Below are 13,893 nucleotides of genomic sequence, written 5' to 3'. Positions count from 1 at the left end.
TGATGGTTTATCAGCGAAATTATATAATTTATCAGCGAATTTTTCATTTTATCAGCGAATCTTCATAATTTATCAGCGAATCATGAAAATAACTGCTATTCTTTTACCCGCAACAGTCTTAAACCGTTAAACGTGACGAGTAATGTTACCCCCATATCCGCAAAAATCGCAATCCACAAGGTCAGCCAGCCCGGAACGACGAGCAGAAGTGCAGCTAGTTTCACAACAAGTGATATTGTGATATTTTGCTTGATGATCCGGAGGGTCTTCCGGCTTAGTTTAATCGTAAACGGCAGCTTTTTTAAGTCGTCATTCATTAAAGCAATATCCGCTGTTTCTAAAGCTGTATCCGTTCCGGCCCCGCCCATCGCAATACCGACTGTCGCAGAAGCAAGTGCCGGTGCATCATTTACACCATCACCGACCATCCCAACCCTGCCGAATTGTGCTTTTAATTGTTTGATAAAATTCAATTTATCCTCTGGCAGCAGCTCTGCTTCAATTCCGGTCACGCCAACATGACGGCCAATTGCACCAGCAGTGGCTTGGTTGTCTCCTGTTAGTAAAATGGTGTGTTCAATGCCGAGTTGCTTGAGTCGTTTCATTACATGCTGGCTACTTTCACGGACTTCGTCAGCAACCGCTATTAGACCAAGGATTTCTTTCTCCGTTCCGGCAATCATCACGGTTTTACCCTCATTTTGCAGAACAGATATTTGTTCAATGATTTCTCCCGAGATGTTATTAAACAATTTCTTATTCCCAACTCGGTACTCTATTCCGTTAACCACTCCTTTGATGCCCTTGCCGGTCATCGAGGTAAACTCCGAAACTTCCTCATCAAAAGACGGATATGCTGCTTTTTTGATAATAGCACTGGCAAGCGGGTGCTGCGACTTGCTTTCTAATGCGGCAATAATGGTGAGCAGATTCTCATCGCCGCTATAGTTGATGAAGTCTGTCACAACCGGCACCCCTTTTGTCAGCGTGCCTGTTTTATCAAAGGCAATTGCCTTCACCGCTCCTAATTCCTCTAAATAACTGCCTCCCTTAATCAGCACACCATTTCGGGCCGCATTTCCAACCGCAGTAACGATAGAAACTGGGGTAGAAATGACAAGCGCGCATGGACAGCCGACGACCAAAACGGCAAGACCTTGATAAATCCATTCCTCCCAGCTCCCCGCAAACACCAGCGGCGGAACAAGGGCAACCAACGCCGCAACTGCCATAATCGCTGGAGTGTAGTACTTCGCAAAACGGTCGACAAACTGCTGTGATGGCGCCTTTTCTGCCTGCGCTTCCTCCACTAAATGAATGATTTTCGCAATAGCCGTATCATCCACGAGCCTGCTGACCTTTATTTTTAAAAATCCTTCTTCATTTAACGTGCCTGCAAACACTTCATCGTTGACAGCTTTTTCAACAGGCACAGATTCGCCGGTTATCGCCGCTTGGTTAACAGAGGAATGTCCGTCGACAATGATTCCATCCATTGCAATCATTTGACCAGGTTTAACAATCATTAAATCGCCAACTTCGATATCTTCAGCCTTTAGAAGCATTTCTTCGCCATTCCTGACAACAAGTGCTTCCGTAGGTGCCATTTCCATCAACGAGCGAATTGATGCCCTTGCCTTATCCATTGAATAGCCTTCAAGAACTTCACTAATGGCGAACAGAATGACAACGACTGCCCCTTCGCTCCACTCGCCAATAATCGCAGCGCCGATAATCGCAATTGTCATTAGCGTTTTCATATCAAAATCAAGACGGATTAAATTTTTCAAGCCTGTTTGAAAAAGAGGAAATCCTCCTAATAAAATTGCAGCGGCAAATAGAATGTTGTTCGAAAAAATATATCCGGCAGCGATAAATAACACTGACAGTCCAAGCAACGAATACCGTTTCCAAAACGGTTCCTTTGGAATCATATGCTGCTTTTCTTTTTCCGAAAAAATCGTTAATTTTTCAAAGGCGCCCGCTTCATGCAATTCTTCTAAAGTGGCACTCCCGTAGACTGTCAGCTTCGAGGCACCAAAGTTTACTTTTGCTTCAACAACACCATCCAGGTGCTGTACGTTCTTTTCGAACTTTGCGGCACAGCTTGCTCAGGAAAAGCCCTGTATACGATAGACTTGTTTTTCAATCGCTTCACTCACGGCTTGCCACCTCCTCTTGATGGGTAACTGCGATGTGGATTAATTGTTTTACATGATCGTCATCAAGGGAATAATAAACAAGCTTACCCTCTTTGCGATATTTCGCGAGGCCGAGGCTTTTTAAATGTCTTAGGTGATGGGATGCTGTCGCTGTAGTCGCCCCAACAATATTGGCAACATCACAAACGCATAGCTCATCTTCAAGCGTCAGCGCATAGGCGATTTTCATGCGAGTTTCATCCGACAATGCTTTAAAAAGCTTTGCCACTTCGGTTATGTTGTTATCTCTTTCCAGCAGCCGCTGTACTCGGGTAGTTTTTTCGTTATCTACACAGGTAATCTCGCAAACATCATGCTCTTTCATATTGGTCACTTCCTTTATTCAAATGTTCGTTTGATTATATAATATTCAAATGAGCATTAGAATGTCAATGTTTTTTGTATTAAAAAAAGGAAACACATTTGGTCTCCTCAATGCTAATTATATTATATTTGCTAACCACTTTTTTGCCTCTTCAACTCGAATCGGCATTTCTTCTTTATTCCCTTTCCAAATGGCTGTCATCAATTCAACAATCGGAGGGAGTGTCAAATTTGCCTGTTTCATAATATCATAGCGCCCGAAAAGGTCTCTTGCTTGAAATGTCCCTAAACACTGACCTTGATGGATGACAATCACATCCTCCGCCCACTCAGCAACAAACTGCATATCATGAGTGGTCACGACTACCGTTTTCCCTTGCTCCTGCAACAGCTGCAAAATCGATGCCATCCGTTCTTTGCCATAGGGGTCAAGAAATGCCATGGGCTCATCCAAGATAAACACATCTGTCTCCATCGCAAGCACCCCGGCAACTGTAACATGCTTTTTTTGCCCATAGCTTAGCTCGGATGGATTGTCTGTCAGTAAATGCTCAATTCCTAATAGATTGATATATTTTTCTACTCTTGCCTTAACATCTGTAGCGGATAATTCCATTTGAACAGGCCCAAACGCAATATCATCTGATACCGTTAATGAAATGAGCTGGTCGTCAGGGTCTTGAAAGACGATGCCAACATGCTTATATAACTCTTTTCGTAACTTCTTATCAAGCTTCTGATTTCGGAAGAAGATATCCCCTTGCTGCTGGGTATACAACCCATTCAAATGAAACAAAATCGTCGACTTTCCTGCTCCGTTCGCCCCGACAATTGCTGTTTTCTTGCCCTCGCGTATCGAAAAGGAGATGTCGCGCAGTATCGGCTTGTCCTTAGTAAATCCATACGAAACCCTGTTAAATCGAAAAATATCCATTATTGTTTTCCTCCTACAAAAAACAAGCAAAGAACGCATCCGACCCACAGAGCACCATGCAGCCACTCATATGTAGAGACAAATTCTGTTTTCATTGCCTTTCGTTCCCCTTTATAGCCCTTGCTTAACATCCCTAAATAAATTCGTTCTGAGCGTTGAAAGGAGCGAAGCAGCAGGCTTCCTAACAGCCCGCCTAATACCCTGTATTTTTTTACTTGAAACCATTTACCTGTATAAAAACCTCTGCTCCTCAGACTTAAAAGCATTTGCCGTACCTCACCTCGAAACACGTCCATGAATCGCAATGTAAACATGATGAGCTCTATAAAAATCGATGGGAGCCGAAGTTCAGCTAACACTTGTAAAAATGGGACTATACCCATGCGGTAAAACAAAAAAGTGAGCACCTGGGCGACAAACAACAAACGTCCACTATATTGAAGCGCCTTAATCCAGCCATGTCCCCCTTCATAAAGCGGAAAGAATAGAAACGTAAACAGCATAAAGAAGGCGATGGGCTTTAACTGTTTAACAAACGCACGAAGCGGAATTCGATAAATAAGGAGAAGTAATGTACCTATGACGAGATTTTCCCCAATCATCACAAGATCCTTTGGTAAAACACCTAGAATGATCATGAAAAGGGACATCACCACTTTTACCCTTGGCTTCGGCAGCGCAATCATCTGCGTTTTCCAGCCAATTTTCCAAGCAAGAGAAAGATGACAAACGTTAACGCCACTCCAATGATACCAGCAAGACTTGATGACACCCATGAATCCACGCCTGGAATAACGTAATCAGGAAACGGGGAATGAAGATACGATGTCGCTCGGTCAATAAATCCCAGCTGTTCGCCTGCCTTTTCGTAGCCATCCGGATGCTCGGAAGCAAGTAAAGATACAGCACCGGCAATAAAGACCGAAACCGCGATCCAAAGAAAAATCCTTTTCTTCATCGTACTCTCTCCTCTCTGCCACCAAGGAAAAATGATGAGCGGCGGGCAAACGGAACGACCGCTCCTGTTATCAAGCCTTCACCTACACCAATTATCGCATGCCACAGAATAAGTGTTTGTAAGGCCAATTGATAGGAAACAACATGTGACGCTCCGAGCTGAAGGGCGGCAACTGTTGCTGTGACGACAACCGACACCCAGCCACCGATAAATACTATTATCGAAACAGGTACCTTACTGTTTCGTAAAAGTTTATAAACAACCGAAGCAGCTAGCGGTGCAATGATTGCCATATTTAGGATATTAACACCTAGCACACTGATGCCACCATCCTGGAACACGACTGCTTGAATCGTAACCACGGTTGTCATTATGAGCGTTGTCGGCCAGAAGCCAAACAGATAGGCAGCAAGCGCCCCTCCAATCAAATGGCCGGATGCTGCCGCACCTAATAGTGGAAAATTCACCATTTGTGCTGCAAAGATAAAGGCCGCCATGACGCCCATAATCGGGACAGCTGTTTGTTCAAGGTTCTTTTTTGATTCTTGAACACTCTTGGCAAGGACGACAACCGATACAGCTGCACCAGCTGCTAAAATAGTTGGACTTAATATCCCATCAGGAATGTGCATAACAATTCTCCTTTTCATGATTTTTCTTTTTAACGAAAAACGTAAATGAGGTTTCATGCCATCATTTACTATGAAACTCAATTTAATCAAAGAACCAACCTAACATAATAAAGGCGGTGTGAGCAGAGCCGAGCTTCACTTCATTCGAGGTGCAAAATGTTTTTTTCACTACGAAAGGATATACCGCTACATTTTTGCGGTGCTCCGCCCCTTTTCGATACAAAATATTTATGCTATCGTTACGATATATGAAAGGAGGCAACCTACTTTGACTTCAAAGAACTTAAGTCGATTTGGCGTATCTATGGAAGAGAGCTTACTCGAAAGCTTCGACCAATTAATTGAAGAGAAAGGGTATAAAACCCGCTCTGAAGCTGTCCGTGATTTAATCCGCGAAAAGTTAGTCAAGAATAAATGGGAACAAGATGATCATGAGGTTGCCGGATGTCTCCTAATCTTTTATGATCATCATCAACGCCACCTTATGGAAGAATTAACAACGATTCAGCACGATTACCATGATGCGATTTTAGCGACGACTCATTTTCACCTTGATCATCATAATTGCCTCGAGATGATTGTTGTTCGGGGGAATACCAAAAATATCCGTACATTACGAGATCAAATACTTAGTTTAAAAGGGGTAAAGTATGGTCAACTGTCCGTTTCCCCTGTAACCGAGCCTTAATCGTGTTACTTTTTAATTAAATCGTAACACTAATAACTGTTAATGAATTATACAATATGTGTCAATTTTTAAAATTATAAAAGGAGAGCCCTAAACAAGCTCTCCTTTTTACTGTACTACTGCATTTATTTACGCAGTACCTATGTTATTTTTTCACCGCATCGTCTTTCGGTGCAATCCAGAACGCACCTAAGATGGAAGCAATAAGCACAAGAAATGGTGCATAAAACATCAGGAAATTATCTAACACTTTTTTTCCTCCCCTTAAGCATGGTCATTCCGATCGCCTTGTACATATGCTTTATTAAACAAGAACAGCCTGAGCAAAAGATATAGCGACGGCAGGAGCAAGCAAAGCCCGGCAATAAACGCAATCACCAGCGCGGTGGCCATCGCTTGATTCGTAAAGCTGTCATAGATCGTTAAATACGGATACATTAAATAGGGATAATGAGAAATTCCATAGGCCAAAAAGGCGAGTGTAAATTGACCCACCAACAACCAAAAAGCTAAGCCATAGGCAATCCGCTGCCAAAGTAAATAAACGGTCCCCGCGAAGAAAATCAATGAAAGTCCAAAAAGCCACCAAACATCGACTAATCGCTCATAATGTTCCGGATTATGATTCTTCATTTCCACAATAATACCGGCAGCGGTGATGATTGCCGGTACCGCCCATACAAGTGCATATTTCCGCAGCAGGTTTGCAGCCTGCCTGTCTTTCGCTTTTTGAGCATACCAGGTTAAAAACACGGCGGAAATATATAAGACAGATGTCAGACTGAGAACAACAATACTCCAAGATAATGGGCTTATAAACAAAGCCCAATAATCGAGTGCCGGTCCCGAATCCTCCAAGGTAACAAAGCCGCCCTCAGAAATCGTCAAAACGATTGATAAGGACGCTGGAATAAATAATCCCGTCAAACCGTACAGGATGGTGTAGCGTTTATGCTTTAATCCCCCATAGGTAGTAAATGCATAATACGCACCGCGGATCGCCAGGAGAATGATAGCGATGCTTGCCGGTACAAGTAAGGTTGATCCATAATAATAAGCAGTTTTCGGAAAAAATCCAACAATCCCAACAAAGAAAAAGACGAGAAAGACGTTTGTGACTTCCCAAACAGGTGATAAATAACGTTGAATCACTTTCGTTAAAATATGACCTTTGCCTGTCAACGTACTGAACGCATTAAAAAACCCTGCGCCAAAGTCAATCGATGCGACGATAATGTACCCAAATAGAAAAACGCCCAATACAGTAATACCAAGGATTTCAAGTGTCATTACATGTCACCAGCCTTATCCGCTGCACGATCAGCTAATTCCTGTTCCACCGGATTCCTGCGGAACATCCGCCACAATACGAACACACTGCCAATGCCAAGGATGAGATATAATCCGGCAAACAGCCATAGCATAGTATCCACTTGTCCGCTTGTCGTGGCAGCATCCTTTGTCCGCATAATCCCGCGCAATATCCACGGCTGGCGCCCTACTTCGTCGAGCCACCAGCCCGCTTCAATCGCGATAATCGCCAGGGGACCGCCGAGCACCATCAGCCAGTTAAACCATTTTGCTAAAATAAAACGCCACTTTCGCCATGTACCGACAACATATACCAATGATAAGGCAGTCAGCCACATCCCGATTGTTACCATTAAATCAAACAAATAATGAATATAAAGCGGCGGCACGTCAGCCCTGTTAAATTGATCTAATCCGATAACTTCCGCATTTAGGCTGCTATGTGCTAAGAAGCTTAGTCCATATGGGATTTTAATGGCATACTTCACTTCCCCATCATCAAGGACTCCATACAAAATCAGCGGTGCTCCTTTTTCTGTTTCAAAATGCCACTCCGCAGCGGCTAATTTTTCCGGTTGATATTCTGCTAAATACTTTCCGGAAAAATCGCCAAGGATCGCAGTGGCAATCGAAAAAATAAGCCCGAGCTTCATGGTTAAAAATAACGCTTTTTGATGATACACGTGATTGGATCCCTTCAGCAGACGAAAAGCGCCGATGGAAGCCAGTACAAAGGCCGAGGTCATATAGGCTGTTACCACAACGTGGGCCACCTTTGTCGGCATCGCCGGGTTAAACATCGCTAAGAGCGGGCTTACATTCACCAGTTGCCCGTTAACCAGGTCAAAGCCTTGCGGTGCATTCATAAAAGCATTCACAATTGTGATAAAAATGGCAGAAAAAGAGGCACCCAACGCAACGGGAATCAGGAGCAGTAAATGCTTTTTCTGATTCTCAAATCGATCCCAAGTATATATGTATATTCCTAAAAATATGGCCTCAAAAAAGAAAGCAAAGGTTTCCAAAAATAATGGCAGGGCAATCGTATTTCCCGCCAGCTCCATAAAATTTGGCCATAACAGCGAAAGCTGCAGTCCGATTGCTGTCCCGGTCACAACCCCAACCGCCACGGTAATAACGAACCCCCTCGTCCACCGTCTCGCCAGTAAAATATAATGCTCGTCGTTTTTCTTAATCCCGACCCATTGGGCAATCATAATCATCAGTGGTATACCGACACCAATGGTTGCATAAATGATGTGGAAGGATAAGGTCAATTCTGTTAGCACTCGGCTGAAAAAAACTGTTTCTTCATTTCCCATTACCTGCCCCCCTTAATTTGCGTGCCTTTCCAGCAAATAATTAAAAAAAACTGAACACCTAGAACTTTTACACAACTGCTCTCAGCCTGAAAAAATTCGTCCAATCATCGCTAGTCCTAAAATGGACGCTACAATAAAGGACAGCCAAATAAGCTTACGTTCTTGTTTTTTATAAATGGGAATCGCCCCCAATGCTCAGAATGTAAAACACTCCCCTATTAATGTACCCAATTTTATTTTGTAATATATTTAACTGCATACGAAGCGAGTTGGACCCTGTTTTCGAGACAGAGCTTTTCCAGTAAGTTTTTGATGTGGTTTTTTACCGTATTCTCGGCAATAAACAGGTTCTCGGCAATCTGCTTGTTAGTTAACCCTTCTGAAACTAATAGAAGAATTTCTTTTTCTCTCGGGGTCAATGAACTAATCGCTGGTGTGTTCTGCAAATCGCGTTCGCGAAATTGATAAAGTAATTTTCCGGCCATATCCCTTGTAGCCACATTCGAGCCGTCGACAATAGAACGAAGATACAGGAGCCAATCATCCGGATCCATATTTTTTAATAAATAACCCTGGGCCCCGTACTGAATACTTGTAAATAAATCTCCGACATTGTCGGAGACACTTAAAATAATTACTTTTATGAACGGATATTTTTCCTTGATGATTTTCGTTGCCGCTAAGCCATCCAAAACCGGCATTTCAATATCAATTAATAAAATGTCGGGAAGATGTTCGGCGCAGAGGTCAATGGCTTCCTTGCCATTCTTGGCTTGACCGACAATTGTAAAAAGAGGTTCTTCTTCAAGAATTTCCATAATTGCCTGCCTTGCATGGGGGTGATCATCAGCGATTAAAACTCGATAAGGAACCATCATTTATCGCTCCCTTTTACCATTATTTTTGTCCCGTGATTTTTCTCTGAGGAGATTTCAAGCACCGCATCAATTTTTTCAACACGCTCTTTTAACATGACGAGACCGTATTGATTCAGACTCCGTTCATTTTTCGAAAAACCTTTCCCATCATCTTCAATTTTCATTTCCCAACCATTTGGAATCATCTGCAGAAGTAACTCAGCGGATTGTGCTTCAGAGTGTTTACGGATATTGGTAAATGCCTCCTGGATAATTCCAAAGAGCTGAACCTCTTCCGAAGGACTAAAATAGCCTTCCGTTATCTGGATAGAAATATTTGTTTCAATCCCGGAAACTGTACTCCATTCAATTAACCAATTCTCTACCCGTTTTGGAAAGGAAATCATCTCTAAAGGGTTCACACGCAAATTATAAATCGCCTGCCTGAGATTTGCGTCGATAGAATTGACGAGACCACTCGCTTCATATATTTTTCCCTTTTTTAAATTTACCTTAAGTAAAAATAAAGTCTGAGCAATATTATCGTGTAACTCCTTCGCCAGCCGTTCTCTTTCTTCATAAACGGCGCGCATTTCCCGCTCTGTTGCCAAGCGATGGTTTTTTTCCTCAATCATCTTAAACATCCAGGTGGAAAACACATAGGAAACGACTAATGTTAAAAGGATAATCAAGTAATTCCCTGTCTCCATTGACATATGATACAGTAGTACACTATGTCGGATGAGCTCAAAGCTCCCAATGAGCAGGGGAGGTATTATAATCGTGAGAATTTTTAATGTACGAAAAGACATCCTTATGGCCCCTCTACTTCCTGATATCTCCATTAAAGCACAACTGCGCGGATTATTCCTCCTTTTGGCGATAGCGGCCAAGAAGCTCAACCATAAATTGTTTCGGATTAACATGATCATTTCGGATCGCTTCTGTCATCCTTCCATTTTCCATAAAGATGACCTGGTCAGCCACTTCGGCGGCGACATCCATCATATGAGTGGAAAAAATAATCGTCGTACCGCTCTGTTTTATTTTTTTCAACAAATCAATAAATACATCAATCCAATACGGATCCAGGCCATTTGTCGGTTCATCAAGAATCAACACTGAGGGGTTTGCGAGCCATGCCTGTCCAAATAACAACCTTTGGCGCATCCCTTTTGACAAATGCTTAATCATTTCATCTTTTTTGGCAGCTAACCCAAGTATGTGGATTACTTCCATGACCCGGGACTGTGAAACCTTTCGAAACGATCCATAAAAAGTTAAAAACTCCGTGACAATCAGCGTTTCTTGGGCAAAAAATTCATCCGGCATATATCCGATAAACGAAACATACTGCTTTCGATTTTGCTTGATATCAACATGATTAATCAAAACGGTGCCATCACCTGTGGCGGAAATACCGGCAATCATCTGAAGCAAGGTGCTTTTCCCGGCACCGTTTCCGCCACAGAGGACAATGCACTCACCATCCTCTGCTGTTAACGAGAACGGATAAAGGGCGGTTTTATGTTTAAATACCTTGGAAACATTTTTTATATCGATCATAGAAATCTCCTTCTTCTTAGAAACAGGATCGAAACGGAAAACACAATCACTAAGTAAGCAATCATGTAGCCGATTAACATGCCCCAGCCGGCACCTGATTGAAATAGGTGAACTACCGCATCGTACGAGCCGCCAAATATCGCGCCGCTATCCCATTGAATGATTAAAAAAATACGTAAAAACTCAGCTGGGTTTAAGACCATCGCAAGTTTCATTAGCGGGTCAATCATTGGGTAGGGAACGAGACCTAAAATGGCAATTAAAGCGGTTGGCCAAATCATGATGAGGAAGAACCAGACGGAAACAGACGATATTAATGCCTTCCATCTTGTTTGCGCCACTGTTCCAAGTAGTAAACCTAGAATTAAAAATACATAGATCAAGAGGAGCGAAAAGAGATAGATTCCCAGAATCCATGGCAGCGATAACTGGATACCTGTTGTCAAACCAATCGCCATGCTGATCCCAAAGCTAAATGTGAACACAGCCGCCTGTGCCGTAATTAGACCGGCAAATTTTCCAAAAAAATAGGCGGGAATACTGATAGGATACGTACAGAGGAGCTTCCACTGCCCGCTTTCTAATTCATTTGTAATCGAAAAGGAACCGATAATCAGCATGAACAACGGCAGTAAATAGAGTAGGATATTGACAATCGTTCCCGTGACATTCGTAAAGCTGGAAAGGCCTGCATTATTTCGTTCAAGTAAAAACAACAGCGAAAACACTAGCACCCAAAGGATTAAAAATAGATAGTAGGAACGCTGCCTCGTCATTGTCTTCCATTCAGAAAGCCATAAGTTTCTCATCGTTTGCATCCTTTCAAGCAAAAAGACAATCTTGATGGACTGTCTTTTTGTACTTATCTTTCTTAAATTTTGGCTGTTTTCATAAACATTGTTGGGTTATATCAAGTTCAGATTCTTCATATTTACATTTTAAATGTAAATTTTCTCCAACAATAAAATTTATATTTCGACTTAACCCGTCTTTCGGAGATTTTTGGATTTTATCGGCGAATTTGGCCAATCTAACGGCGAATTCGACCAATTTATCGGCGAATTTTGGGGTTCTATCAGCGAATCTAAAAAAACAACAATATTTTAGAATAAGCCATCGTTTTTCATCAATGCTTATCCTCAGAATGTTCCTTCTCCATGCCGTCGTGTCCGTCTTGCATGTTCATTTTCCCCTTCATTTTTTCCTTCATTTCTTTAACCATTTCCTCATTCTTTTCCCATGAATGGTTCTCCAACTTGTCATAAGTTAATAGGCTGCCCCCATGTTGATCGATAAAAGCTTGCGCATCTTTTTTTTCTGTAAAAGAGATGACATTATAGGCCATTGGTGTTTTGATTGGCTTGTCATACACATATGAAGCCTTACTCGCTTCAATCCATTCCTTGGAATCATAGTCTTTAACAAATGAGTTGGCTACTTTCTTGTCACTATTTTCCTTCAGCCATTTGTACATGCAGCCGATATCATCAAATACCATGGATTTTCCGTTTTCAAGAATAATTTCAGTAGCAAACTGGTCATCTTTTACAGCCATATGACAGTTTTCACATTTATCTGTTTTTTCATTGATGGCCACTGGTTTAACATCCTTTTTCCCACAGCCGGCGATGACAAATAAGGATAGGATGGCAATTAAGCATGATTTTAGTAATTTTTGTTTCAATTTCTTTTCCTCCCAAAATAAATTAATAGTAGACTAACGATAATCATGGCAAGGCAGATCACCCAAAAGATAGTCTGTTTCTGTTCGGGTTGTTGCTGGTTGTTTAAGTCATTGTTCATTAATGGTTCTTGATCGGTTACAAGAAGGTGTTCGGGACTTTTTAGCAGTTTTTGCAGCAGAGTCATCCCCGGATGTTGAAAGAATAACTGATATGGCGGTGTTTCTCTTGCTAGATTAAGAAAAAACGGATCGGCACTGTGAGGCAGATTGCTTTTTCCATCACCGTCAGTATCAAGCTTCATAGCGGCATCCCAATAATTGTTTTGAATTGTATTATTGGCAGCGTCCGTAGCTTGAAAATCGTTTACATTGCTGATAAAGGCATTGCCCTCAATCACATTTTTCTCAATTCGATTCATTTGTGTGCCAATAAAATTGGCGGCAATTTCGTTGCCTGTAATTTCATTCCCGCTCGAATCTTCGATAAACATCCCAACCCGGTTATCGGAAATGCGATTGTGATTAATCGTGGAATCATGGACATCAAAGAGAAGCAGACCCTGAGCGTTCACATTTTGATTATTTTCCAGCAGCTGATTATCCGCAATGACGGAATAGTTCGTCCCCATCACCATCGCACCGGTATAATTCCGTGTTGATCGATTATTCTTTGCGGTTATATAATCAGAAAACATCACATGGAGCCCATACCTTGAATCACTGATAGCATTACCACTAAACGTGTTATAGTGGCTATCTTCCATATAAAAGCCATCCTGGACGTGATCAATCTTGATTTCTTCAAACGTATTATGATGGGATTCCCAAAGTTCAAAACCATTTCCCTTGCCGTATCCAGATAGTCTAATATTTCGGAAGTTTGTTTGTTCAACATTTTCGAGGTTTATTCCGGATTTCCTTATTTTCAGCGTTATATCCTCGAGCTGATGATTCTTCCCGCTTATTTTTACCGCAGCTGAACTTTTATCTTGTTTACAGCTCAGAATCTGGATCCCTTTAACGGTCACATTTTCCCCCTTAATGGTAATGGCTGGTTTAGCATTACAAACTTTAAGAATGGCTCCTTTCTCTCCCGTCAACACAATCGGCTTTTTTAAAACAATCGGTTCCTGATAGGTGCCAGCAGCCAGCTTCAGTGTTCCGCCAGCTGGAACGGCATCGATTTGTGACTGAAGGGATATGTCTGCAGACGTCTCCTTTCCTCCTACTAAACTAATCATCCCCACAAATAAAATCAGTTTCAGTAAAACTTTCATATCAATTATTTCCTTCCTGAGAACATTAAAGAATATTACATGGTCAGGCTATTTTTTATTTAAAGGGGTTGGATTTTGTAACAAGTACTAAGGTAAACGATATGGTGGATTTTTCCTATGACTCGGAGGGGCTATTTAT

At 42.0% G+C, this 13,893-nt stretch carries 16 protein-coding genes; 1 reads left to right on the top strand and 15 read right to left on the bottom strand.

What is annotated here, in order from left to right; all coding sequences use genetic code 11:
• Positions 1 to 95: 95 nt before the first annotated feature.
• From V7150_RS04355 to V7150_RS04330, 6 genes are all read right to left on the bottom strand, one after another.
• Positions 96 to 2,162 (bottom strand): heavy metal translocating P-type ATPase, encoded by a 2,067-nt coding sequence (locus V7150_RS04355; protein ID WP_335513984.1) that lies wholly within the window; start codon positions 2,160 to 2,162, stop codon positions 96 to 98.
• Positions 2,155 to 2,526: an ArsR/SmtB family transcription factor gene (locus tag V7150_RS04350; RefSeq protein ID WP_335513981.1), complete on the bottom strand. Its 372-nt coding sequence runs from the start codon at positions 2,524 to 2,526 to the stop codon at positions 2,155 to 2,157. Before V7150_RS04350 ends, V7150_RS04355 begins: the two co-directional genes overlap by 8 nt.
• A gap of 117 nt (positions 2,527 to 2,643) precedes the next feature.
• Positions 2,644 to 3,459: an energy-coupling factor ABC transporter ATP-binding protein gene (locus tag V7150_RS04345; RefSeq protein WP_335513978.1), complete on the bottom strand. Its 816-nt coding sequence runs from the start codon at positions 3,457 to 3,459 to the stop codon at positions 2,644 to 2,646.
• Positions 3,459 to 4,145, bottom strand: a complete 687-nt coding sequence (locus V7150_RS04340) for an energy-coupling factor transporter transmembrane component T family protein (RefSeq protein WP_335513977.1) — start codon at positions 4,143 to 4,145, stop codon at positions 3,459 to 3,461. The genes V7150_RS04345 and V7150_RS04340 overlap by 1 nt, the downstream gene beginning before the upstream one ends.
• A complete protein-coding gene (locus V7150_RS04335; protein WP_335513974.1) occupies positions 4,142 to 4,417 on the bottom strand; it encodes a PDGLE domain-containing protein in 276 nt (91 codons plus the stop codon). The genes V7150_RS04340 and V7150_RS04335 overlap by 4 nt, the downstream gene beginning before the upstream one ends.
• Positions 4,414 to 5,106 (bottom strand): energy-coupling factor ABC transporter permease, encoded by a 693-nt coding sequence (locus V7150_RS04330; protein WP_335513971.1) that lies wholly within the window; start codon positions 5,104 to 5,106, stop codon positions 4,414 to 4,416. Before V7150_RS04330 ends, V7150_RS04335 begins: the two co-directional genes overlap by 4 nt.
• A 211-nt stretch (positions 5,107 to 5,317) precedes the next feature.
• On the opposite strand from V7150_RS04330, the gene nikR reads away from it, so the two are divergent.
• Positions 5,318 to 5,737, top strand: a complete 420-nt coding sequence (nikR, locus tag V7150_RS04325; protein WP_283920189.1) for a nickel-responsive transcriptional regulator NikR — start codon at positions 5,318 to 5,320, stop codon at positions 5,735 to 5,737.
• Positions 5,738 to 5,882: 145 nt separating this feature from the next.
• Here nikR and cydS read toward each other — a convergent pair whose 3' ends face one another.
• The 9 genes from cydS to V7150_RS04285 all read right to left on the bottom strand — a co-directional run bounded on the left by cydS (position 5,883) and on the right by V7150_RS04285 (position 13,754).
• Positions 5,883 to 5,987 carry a cytochrome bd oxidase small subunit CydS gene (cydS, locus tag V7150_RS26560; protein WP_420490252.1) on the bottom strand — a complete coding sequence of 35 codons (105 nt, stop codon included), beginning with the start codon at positions 5,985 to 5,987 and terminating at the stop codon, positions 5,883 to 5,885.
• A gap of 14 nt (positions 5,988 to 6,001) precedes the next feature.
• A complete protein-coding gene (locus tag V7150_RS04320) occupies positions 6,002 to 7,027 on the bottom strand; it encodes a cytochrome d ubiquinol oxidase subunit II (protein ID WP_335513965.1) in 1,026 nt (341 codons plus the stop codon).
• Positions 7,027 to 8,370 carry a cytochrome ubiquinol oxidase subunit I gene (locus tag V7150_RS04315; RefSeq protein ID WP_335513960.1) on the bottom strand — a complete coding sequence of 448 codons (1,344 nt, stop codon included), beginning with the start codon at positions 8,368 to 8,370 and terminating at the stop codon, positions 7,027 to 7,029. The genes V7150_RS04320 and V7150_RS04315 overlap by 1 nt, the downstream gene beginning before the upstream one ends.
• A 233-nt stretch (positions 8,371 to 8,603) precedes the next feature.
• Positions 8,604 to 9,245, bottom strand: a complete 642-nt coding sequence (locus tag V7150_RS04310) for a response regulator transcription factor (protein WP_335513957.1) — start codon at positions 9,243 to 9,245, stop codon at positions 8,604 to 8,606.
• A complete protein-coding gene (locus tag V7150_RS04305; RefSeq protein WP_335513953.1) occupies positions 9,245 to 10,039 on the bottom strand; it encodes a sensor histidine kinase in 795 nt (264 codons plus the stop codon). Before V7150_RS04305 ends, V7150_RS04310 begins: the two co-directional genes overlap by 1 nt.
• A gap of 52 nt (positions 10,040 to 10,091) precedes the next feature.
• On the bottom strand, positions 10,092 to 10,799 hold the full coding sequence (locus tag V7150_RS04300; protein WP_335514382.1) for an ABC transporter ATP-binding protein: 708 nt from the start codon (positions 10,797 to 10,799) through the stop codon (positions 10,092 to 10,094).
• A complete protein-coding gene (locus tag V7150_RS04295; RefSeq protein WP_335513950.1) occupies positions 10,790 to 11,602 on the bottom strand; it encodes an ABC transporter permease in 813 nt (270 codons plus the stop codon). Before V7150_RS04295 ends, V7150_RS04300 begins: the two co-directional genes overlap by 10 nt.
• Before the next feature lie 317 nt (positions 11,603 to 11,919).
• Complete coding sequence (locus tag V7150_RS04290) at positions 11,920 to 12,477, bottom strand: nitrous oxide reductase accessory protein NosL (RefSeq protein ID WP_335513947.1); 558 nt, start codon at positions 12,475 to 12,477, stop codon at positions 11,920 to 11,922.
• Positions 12,474 to 13,754, bottom strand: a complete 1,281-nt coding sequence (locus V7150_RS04285; RefSeq protein WP_335513945.1) for a right-handed parallel beta-helix repeat-containing protein — start codon at positions 13,752 to 13,754, stop codon at positions 12,474 to 12,476. The genes V7150_RS04290 and V7150_RS04285 overlap by 4 nt, the downstream gene beginning before the upstream one ends.
• Positions 13,755 to 13,893: the final 139 nt, after the last annotated feature.

The sequence above is a fragment of the Neobacillus drentensis genome, from assembly GCF_036965245.1.
In the GTDB taxonomy this organism is placed as follows: Bacteria; Bacillota; Bacilli; order Bacillales; family Cytobacillaceae; genus Neobacillus; species Neobacillus drentensis_G.
Note: the sequence above shows the minus strand (reverse complement) of the source record. Positions and strands in the feature narration are given on the sequence as shown.